Raw genomic sequence first — 8,919 nt, 5'->3', positions numbered from 1 at the left:
TGGTGTACCGCTGATCAACGACCACTCTGATGACGCTCACGCGGATGGTGTGCTCTGCGCAGCGAAATAAAGGAGGAGCGAAGCGGGGGACATTCGCGGAGCAGAGCACACCGTCGGCGCGGGCGTCGCCCTGAACGTCGCCCTGAACAACGGCAAGCAAGAAGAACAACAGCCGCCTAAAACAAAGCGGCTACCCCGACGCCATATGCCTCCCGGCACTCCCGAACTGACGCGCAAATCGGCTACGCTGCGCGCTGCCTCTAGGTGGAGATATAAGTGAACCGTTTCTTTCCAACATTGCTCCTGGCCGGCAGCGCCTTCGTGGCCAGCCCGGGCTTTGCTCTTCAGATTACCAGCTTGACCCCGCAAGGCGAGGTCGCGCGCGTGCGCCAGATCGTCGCCAAGTTCGACCAGGCCGCCGTCAACTTCGGTGATCCCAAGGCCCCCGCGCCGCTCTCCGTCAGTTGCAGCGATGCACAGGCCGGCAAGGGCACCGCCCGCTGGACCGACGCCAAGGCCTGGGTCTACGACTTCGAGAACGACCTTCCGCCCGGCGTGCGCTGCACCGTCACCCGCATCCCGACCTTCAAGCCCAGCTCCGGCGGCGAGCTCACCGGACCCGACCGCTACCAGTTCAACACCGGCGGCCCGTTCGTGCGCAGCTACATGCCCGGCACCTACGCCCGCATCGACGAACAGCAGATGTTCATGCTCGAGCTCAACGGGGCGGCCACGCTCGAGAGCGTGCGCCAGAACGTGTGGTGCTCGGCCGATGGCGTGGGCGAACGCATTCCGGTCAAGCTGCTCGACGGCGACCAGCGCACCGGCCTGCTCAAGGCCTTCAGCCGCGAAAAAGAAGCCGCCAAGGACCCGCTGCGCTTCATTACCCTGCAGTGCAACCGCACGCTCACGCCCGGCGCCAAGATGCAGATCGTGTACGGCAAGGGCGTGGCCACGCCGTCGGGCGTTGCCAACAACGTCGAGCGCCGCTTCGACTACCAGGTGCGCGAACCCTTTGCCGTTTCGTTCAGCTGCGAACGCGAGAACGCGCAGGCAGCCTGCCTGCCGCTGCGCCCGATGCAGCTGTCGTTCAACGCCCCGGTCACGCGCAAGCTGGCCGCGCAGATCCAGCTCAAGGGCAACAAGACCGTCAAGGCCAAGCTCGACAACGACGGCGGCACGCAGCAAAGCGACGACGACGTGGTCAACGGCGTGAGCTTCGAGCCGCCGCTGGACGAAGGCGCGCAGTTCACCGTCGAGCTGCCCTCCAAGTTCGAAGACGCCTCGGGCCGCCCGCTGGGCTCGCCCGGCAGCTTTCCGCTGAAGGTGGCGACCGGCGCCATGCCGCCGCTGGCCAAGTTCGCGGCCTCGCCTTTCGGCGTGGTCGAGCGCCTTGCCGAACCGGGCACGCCGGCCATGATGCCGGTGACCGTGCGCCGCGTGGAACCGCAGCTGCTGGTCAACGCCCTGACGCCCGGCAAGGTCAGCGACATGAACCCGAAGACCGACGCCGAGATCATCGCGTGGTTCCGCAAGGTGCGCCGCTACGACAACTACAGCATCTCGCGCGAACAGGCGCGCAAGGACGTCAAGGGCCCGCTGCCGCCGGTCATCGACAAGGACGACCGCACGACGCTGCAGACCCGCATGCTGTCGCTGCTGGCGGGCCAGCCGGGCGTGAAGGCGCTCGACATGCCCAAGTCCGATGCTGGCGACCCGCGTCCGTTCGAAGTCATCGGCATCCCGCTCACGCCGGGCTTCCACGTGCTCGAGATCGCATCGCAAAAGCTGGGTGAGGCCCTGCTCGACGAGCGCTACAACGCCGGCCGCACGATGTACGTGCGCACCACCGCGCTGGCCACCAACCTGGCGGTGCACTTCAAGCTGGGCCGCGAGAACTCGATGGCCTGGGTCACCACGCTGGACAAGGGCAAGGTCGTGGCCGGCGCCGAAGTGCGCGTGTCCAGCTGCGACGGCAAGGCCGTGGCCACCGGCACCACCGACGCCAGCGGCGTGGTGATGCTCAGCGGCATCTCGCCGCAGGCGCCGTCGTGCAACGGCCCGAACGAATACGACAGCGGGGCCTGGTTCGTCAGCGCCCGCGCCAAGGACGACAAGGGCATCGAAGACCTGGCCTTCACCTGGAGCGACTGGCAGCGCGGCATCGAGCCCTGGCGCTTCAACGTGCCGACCAGCCTGCAGGCCGAGGCCGACCGCGTGGCCCACACCATCTTCGACCGCACGCTGCTGCGCGCCGGCGAAACGGTGTCCATGAAGAGCCTGATCCGCACGCAGACCAGCAAGGGTTTCGGCCTCCCCGAAAACCGGCCCGACACGCTCGTCATTACCCACGTGGGCAGCGGCCAGCGCTTCACGCAGCCGCTGACCTGGCGCAAGACCGCCACCGGCGGCCTGAGCGCGGAAAACACCTTCCCCATTCCACCGGCCGCCAAGCTGGGCGCGTACGAAGTGGTGCTGCGCACCGGTGGCGCCAAGGACGGCGAGAGCGACGGTGACGACAGCGGCTACAGCCGCAGCTTCAGCACCGGCACGTTCCGCGTCGAAGAATTCCGCCTGCCCGTGCTCGAAGGCCGCATCGCGCCCACCGAGAAGAAACCGCTGGTGGCCGCCACCACGGTGCCGACCGACGTGCAGATCAACTACGTGGCCGGCGGTGGCGCCGCCAACCTGCCGGTGCGCGTGTCGGCCATGGTGCGCGGCAAGAGCGTGAGCTTCTCCGACTACGACGCCTTCAGCTTCAACCCGCCGCGCGCCACGTCGGGCAGCGGCGACACGCTTTCCGCCAGCAGCGACAGCGCCTCCGGCGAGGAAGACAGCAACGCCACCAGCGACACCCGCGTGATCGCCGACAAGCTGCCCCTGACGCTCAACAAGGACGGCGCCGGCAAGGTCACCATCGACAAGGTGCCCAAGGTCACGGCCCCGCGCGAGCTGCTGCTCGAAGCCACCTATGCCGACCCCAACGGCGAAGTGCAGACCATCCGCAGCACGCAGACGCTGTGGCCGGCCTCCGTCATTGCGGGCATCAAGACCGAAGGCTGGGTATCGACCAGCCAGAAGCTCAAGTTCCAGGCCCTCGCGCTCGACCTCACGGGCAAGCCCCAGGCCGGCGTGACGCTCAATGTGCGCGCCGTGGCACGCATCACCACCACCAGCCGCAAGCGCATGGTGGGCGGCTTCTACACCTACGACAACAAGACCGAGACCAAGGACATCGGCACCGTCTGCAGCGGCAAGAGCGATGCGCGCGGCCTGCTGCTGTGCGAGTCGGAGCTGAAGGAAGCCGGCGAAGTCGAACTCATCGCCAGTGCCACCGACGGCGACGGCCGCGACAGCAAGGCCGTGAGTTCCGTCTACGTGACGAAGCAGGGCGAGCTGTGGTTCGGCGGCGAAGACAACGACCGCATCGACGTGCTCCCAGAAAAGAAGAGCTACCAGCCCGGCGAAGTCGCCAAGTTCCAGGTGCGCAGCCCCTTCCGCTTTGCCACCGCGCTGGTGGCCGTGGAACGCGAAGGCATCATCGAGACGCACGTGGTGCAGCTCGACGGCAAGGACCCGACGGTCAGCCTGCAGGTCAAGCCCGAGTGGGGGCCCAACGCCTACGTCAGCGTGCTCGCCCTGCGCGGCCGCCTGCGCGAAGTGCCCTGGTACAGCTTCTTCACCTGGGGCTTCAAGGCACCGCGCGAGTGGTGGACGGCCTTCTGGTACGAAGGCAAGGAATACGTCGCACCCACCGCCATGGTCGACCTGAGCAAGCCCGCCTACCGCCTGGGCATGGCCGAGATCCGCGTCGGCACGCGCGCCCACCAGCTCGACGTGACCGTCACCAGCGACAAGCCCAGCTACCCGATCCGCAGCAAGGCGCAGATCACCATTTCCGCCAAACTGCCCGACGGCAAGCCGGCGGCGGGCGCCGAAGTGGCGCTGGCCGCGGTCGACCAGGCCCTGCTGGAGCTGATGCCCAACGACAGCTGGAACCTGCTGAACGCCATGCTGCAACGTCGCAGCTGGGGCGTGAGCACCTCCACCGCGCAGATGGAAATCGTCGGCCGGCGCCACTACGGGCGCAAGGCCGTGCCCGCGGGCGGCGGCGGTGGCAAGGGCCAGACGCGCGAACTGCTCGACACCCTGCTCGTGTGGAACCCGAAGGTGGTGCTCGACGCCAACGGCCAGGCCGTGGTGACGGTGCCGCTGAACGATGCGCTCACCACCTTCAAGATCGTGGCGGTGGCCGACTCGGGCAACAGCCTCTTCGGCACCGGCCAGGCCAGCATCCAGGCCACGCAAGACCTGCAGATCATCAGCGGCCTGCCGCCGCTGGTGCGCGAGGACGACCAGTTCCGCGCCCAGGTCACGCTGCGCAACACCACGCAGAAGCCGATGAAGGTCGAGGCCACGCCGCGCGCCACCCTGCTCACGCTGGAGCCGCAGACCGTCGACATTCCGGCCGGCGAATCGCGTGAAGTGGCATGGACCGTGACCGCGCCCGCGCAGCTCGCGCAGACGCGCGCCGAAGCCATCCTGTGGGAGATCGAGGCCAAGGACACCCTTGGCGGCGCGCGCGACGCGCTCAAGGTGCGCCAGCGCATCGTGCCTTCGGTGCCGCTCACGGTGCAGCAGGCCACGCTGGTGCAGGTCGACGGGCCGTTCACGCTCGACGTGGCTCCGCCCGCCGACGCCCTGCCCGGCCGCGGCGGCCTGAAGATGTCGCTGCAGCCCAAGCTGGCCGAAGGCCTGCCGGGCGTGCGCGACTGGTTCGCCAACTACCCCTTCAGCTGCCTCGAGCAGAAGACCAGCAAGTCGGTCGGCCTGCGCGACGCGAAGATGTGGCAAGGCGTGCTGGCCACGCTGCCCACCTACCTGGACAGCGACGGCCTGGCCAACTACTTCCCGCCGCGCGACGGCGAGGCCAACCGCGGCAGCGACATCCTCACGTCGTACCTGCTTGCATCGACCCACGAAGCCTCGCAGCTCAACCCGGCCTTCGCGCTGGCCGACGACGTGCGCGCGCCGATGGAGTCGGGCCTGATCGCCTTTGTCGAAGGCCGCATCACGCGCGAGTTCTGGAGCCCGCGCAAGGACCTCGACGTGCGCAAGCTCGCCGCGCTCGAAGCGCTCTCGCGTTACGGCAAGGCCAAGGGCAGCATGCTCGGCAGCATCACCATCGCGCCGAACCAGTGGCCCACCAGCGCGGTGATCGACTGGCTCAACATCCTGAAGCGCGTGAACGACGTGCCGCAGCGCCAGCAACGCATGGACGAAGCCAACAACGTGCTGAAGGCGCGCCTTTCGTACCAGGGCACCAAGCTCATCTTCAGCACCGAGCAGGACGACTACTGGTGGTGGCTGATGACCAACGGCGACATCAACACCGCCCGCCTGCTGCTCACCGTGATGGAAGACCCGGCCTGGAAGGACGACATCGGCAAGCTCGCCAACGGCTTCATCGGCCGCCAGCAGAACGGCGCGTGGCACACCACCACCGCCAACCTGTGGGGCGGACTGGCGCTGGAGAAATTCAGCAAGGTGTTCGAAAGCACCCCGGTGACCGGCGTCACCGCCGCCACGCTGGGCGCGGTCAAGGCGCAGGTCGACTGGAGCAAGGTCGAGCGCGTCAAGACCACCGACGCCGCCGGCGCCCCCAACCAGGGCACCTTCTTCGGCGCGCCCGCTTCGCCGGGCAACCTGAAGAACAACACCATGTTCCTGCCCTGGGCCGCATCACCATCCGGCGCGCCCGTGCGCGACACCCTGCTGGTCACCCAGCAAGGCAGCGGCAAGCCCTGGCTCACGCTGCAGTCGATTGCCGCCGTGCAGCTGAAGGCACCGTTCGCCGCCGGCTACGCCATCAAGAAGACCATCACCCCGGTCGAGCAGGCCACCGCGGGCAAGTACACCCGCGGCGACGTGCTGCGCGTCACCCTCGAGGTGAACGCCAGCGCCGACATGACCTGGGTCGTCATCAGCGACCCGATCCCGGGCGGCGCCACCATCCTGGGCGGCGGCCTCGGCCGCGACTCGCAGATCGCCACACAGGGCGAGAAGAAGTCGGGCAGCGGCTGGGCCGCGTTCGAAGAGCGCAGCTTCGAGGCCTTCCGCAGCTACTACGAGTACCTGCCCAAGGGCGTGGTGAAGATGGAATACACCGTGCGCCTGAACAACGTCGGCGACTTCGCTCTGCCGCCGAGCCGCGTCGAGGCGATGTACGCACCCGAGATGTTCGGCGAGTCGCCGAACGCGCGGGTGAAGGTGGAGGCGGCGAAGTAAGCCGCGCCGCGCCGTAACAAACTGAGCCAACAGAGAGAAAGAAAAGGAACACCATGGGTTTGGCCATCAGCGTCGGCGCACTCGCCGACTTGCTGGAGAACGACACCGAAGGAGCCGAGTGGCTCCAGGAAGACCTCGCAGTAGTGAACAAGGTGCTGGCAGCGGCGGGGCTTCCGCCGCATGCCGAGCCCCGCGAACTGCCGCCGCTGGATTCCCGTGCGTCGCTCCGCAGCTTTCCGTACTCGTTCATTCACTACCTGCGCCGGGCCTACGCGCACCGGCTGGTGTCGCCCGACTGGGTGGCAACGCCGGTGCAAGACGGCGTCGATCCCGCGGACGATCCGGCCATCCAGGCCGCGCTCGACGAATCCGACAGCCACCTCATCTGCCACTCCGATGCCGAAGGCTTCTATGTGCCGGTCGAATTCGACGAGGTGCTGTTCTCCGACTCGGACGACGAAGAACTGAGCGGCGGCATGCTCGGCTCTTCGTACCGCCTGCGCGACGAACTGGTGCTGGTCGCGCCCGCGCTCGGCATCGCCCTCACCGACGGCCAGTTGTCGGACGAGGAAGCCGAACGCATCGACGGCCTGATCGACGACGACGAAGGCCTCTACCGCGAACATGCGTCGTGGCTGCTGCTGTACGAATCGGCGCGGCTGAGCATCGCGCACAAGACGGTCATTGTTTTTTCCTGAAGGCGATCCGCCCAATCGACCGGTTGTGAGGTCCGCAGACCATGTTCGAGACAACCATTCACTGGGTTCGCGACATACCGCCGCACCGGCTGGGGCTGATGGCGCGCCCACGCGGCGGTGATTCGCTTCGCGAAGAAGTTGCTGCCTGGCAGCGTGCGTCGCTGAACATCGTTGTCTCCTTGCTCGAGGCAAAGGAAATCAGGGAGCTTGAACTCCAGGAAGAACCTGCGCTCTGTGCCGAACATGGCATCGTGTTCCGGCATTTCCCGATTCCGGACAGAGGCACGCCGGCATCGCAACGGGACGCAGCCACCCTGATTGCCGAACTGGGCTCCGAACTTGCGGCTGGAAAGGCCGTCGCCATTCACTGTCGTGCAGGCATCGGCCGAACAGGCCTTATCGCGGGCAGTCTGCTCCATGGGCTCGGGGTTCCGGGCCCAAACATCTTCCGCCTGCTGAGTCGCTCACGTGGGGTCGCCATGCCCGACACATCGGAACAGGCGGACTGGGTCGTGCAATACGCAATTGGCGCACGCCGCACGCCGCCACGATGAAGAAATCCATCCGCATCGGTCGCGCGCCGGGCGCTCCGCAAGAGCAATCGAAAAGCGATCACGACGAATCGCTCTCGTGCTCCAAGCCCTGGGACGCGCTCGAAAAAACATCCACGCCCGGCGTGCGCTACTGCGGCGATTGCCGCAAGAACGTGCTCTGGGTCGACACCCGGGAGCAGATGCATGCCGCCGCCGAGCAGGCCCGTTGCATCGCCATCACGGACGACAACGCCCGTCTGAAAGACGCCGATGCGTCCCCAACCTCTTCGCCCATGACCCGCCAACTCGCCACCGTCACCCTCCTCGTTCGCGATTACGACGAAGCCATCCGCTTCTTCACCGAGGCGCTGCGCTTCGAGCTGGTCGAAGACACGCCGCGCGGGCCGGGCAAGCGCTGGGTGGTGGTGGCGCCGGCACGCAATGCAGGCGCCGCGCTGCTGCTGGCCAAGGCCGTGACCGACGAGCAGGCCGCCAGCATCGGCAAGCAGGCGGGCGGGCGCGTTTTCCTGTTCCTGCACACCACCGACTTCGCGTCCGACCACGCGCACATGACATCCCACGGCGTGCGCTTTCTCGAAGCACCGCGCCAAGAGGCTCACGGCATGGTGGCCGTGTTTCTCGACCTGTGCGGGAACCGGTGGGACCTGCTTCAGCCCGCCGGCACCGATTCAGGCGGCCTTGCTCCGTGACGCGCGAACTGCGGCGGTAGGCGCGACGGCCTTCCTCTTTTTCTCGGGGTCCGTGCGAAGCCCCGCAAGCAGACTCCCGATCAGTCCTTCGACAAAGCCCTCGTCGAGCGGCGCATGCCCCATCAGGAGCCGGAAGAACAGCGGGCCATAGATCTGGTCGAGCACGATCTCCAGGTCGGCATCCGCGCGGATCTCGCCCGCCTCGGCGGCCTGCTGCAACAGCACCCTCCCTTCGTCACGGCGCGACAGGATGAAGTGATTGCGAAAGGCCTTCGACAGCTCTGTGTCGGGGTCGGCCGCCGCGATGATCGTCGTGACGTTGCGCCCCATGTGCGACGACAGCGTGCGCACCACCATGTTCAGCTGCAGCGACAGCGCACGCAGCGGCGAGGCCGATGCGGCGGGCGCCTTTTTTCTCTTCTTCTGGCTCTCTTGCTCGCTCGATGCCATCAGCGCGTCCATCGTCACGGCGTGCCGGTTCGGCCACCACCGGTAGACCGTGGGCTTGCCGACACCGGCCCTTGCCGCCACCGCCTCCATCGTGACGCCCGACGGACCAAGCTGCGCCAGCAGTTCGCGCGCCGCATCGAGCACGGCGTGCCGCAGTTGCAGGTTGCGCGGCCGGCCACGCGCGGCGGGAGGCGGTGCCTCCACAGCGTCTTTGACAAGGGGATTCATTTATGGAACGAT

The 8,919-nt window shown here is 67.3% G+C and carries 5 protein-coding genes; 4 read left to right on the top strand and 1 reads right to left on the bottom strand.

Annotation, left to right across the window (positions count from 1 at the left end; translation table 11 throughout):
- Positions 1 to 276 precede the first annotated feature (276 nt).
- From DBV14_RS07950 to DBV14_RS33800, 4 genes are read left to right on the top strand one after another with little or no spacing between them, the layout of a single operon-like run.
- Complete coding sequence (locus DBV14_RS07950; RefSeq protein ID WP_124458645.1) at positions 277 to 6,288, top strand: alpha-2-macroglobulin; 6,012 nt, start codon at positions 277 to 279, stop codon at positions 6,286 to 6,288.
- Positions 6,289 to 6,341: 53 nt separating this feature from the next.
- Positions 6,342 to 6,986 (top strand): hypothetical protein, encoded by a 645-nt coding sequence (locus DBV14_RS07945; protein ID WP_124458644.1) that lies wholly within the window; start codon positions 6,342 to 6,344, stop codon positions 6,984 to 6,986.
- A 41-nt stretch (positions 6,987 to 7,027) separates the two neighbouring features.
- Positions 7,028 to 7,540, top strand: coding sequence for a tyrosine-protein phosphatase (locus DBV14_RS07940; RefSeq protein WP_124458643.1), 513 nt, complete (start codon positions 7,028 to 7,030; stop codon positions 7,538 to 7,540).
- Positions 7,537 to 8,229, top strand: a complete 693-nt coding sequence (locus tag DBV14_RS33800; RefSeq protein ID WP_260396871.1) for a VOC family protein — start codon at positions 7,537 to 7,539, stop codon at positions 8,227 to 8,229. Before DBV14_RS07940 ends, DBV14_RS33800 begins: the two co-directional genes overlap by 4 nt.
- Here the strand turns inward: DBV14_RS33800 and DBV14_RS07930 are convergent.
- A complete protein-coding gene (locus DBV14_RS07930) occupies positions 8,209 to 8,907 on the bottom strand; it encodes a TetR/AcrR family transcriptional regulator (protein WP_124458642.1) in 699 nt (232 codons plus the stop codon). The genes DBV14_RS33800 and DBV14_RS07930 overlap by 21 nt on opposite strands.
- Between the last annotated feature and the right edge of the window lie 12 nt (positions 8,908 to 8,919).

This window comes from Variovorax sp. KBW07 (assembly GCF_003852515.1).
Classification (GTDB): domain Bacteria; phylum Pseudomonadota; class Gammaproteobacteria; order Burkholderiales; family Burkholderiaceae_C; genus Variovorax.
Note: the sequence above shows the minus strand (reverse complement) of the source record. Positions and strands in the feature narration are given on the sequence as shown.

Excerpts from the sequence above, each read along its gene's own strand:
- DBV14_RS07945 (WP_124458644.1), top strand. The coding sequence starts at position 6,342 with ATGGGTTTGGCCATCAGCGTCGGCGCACTCGCCGACTTGCTGGAGAAC.
- DBV14_RS07940 (WP_124458643.1), top strand. The coding sequence starts at position 7,028 with ATGTTCGAGACAACCATTCACTGGGTTCGCGACATACCGCCGCACCGG.
- DBV14_RS07930 (WP_124458642.1), bottom strand. The coding sequence starts at position 8,907 with ATGAATCCCCTTGTCAAAGACGCTGTGGAGGCACCGCCTCCCGCCGCG.
- DBV14_RS33800 (WP_260396871.1), top strand. The coding sequence starts at position 7,537 with ATGAAGAAATCCATCCGCATCGGTCGCGCGCCGGGCGCTCCGCAAGAG.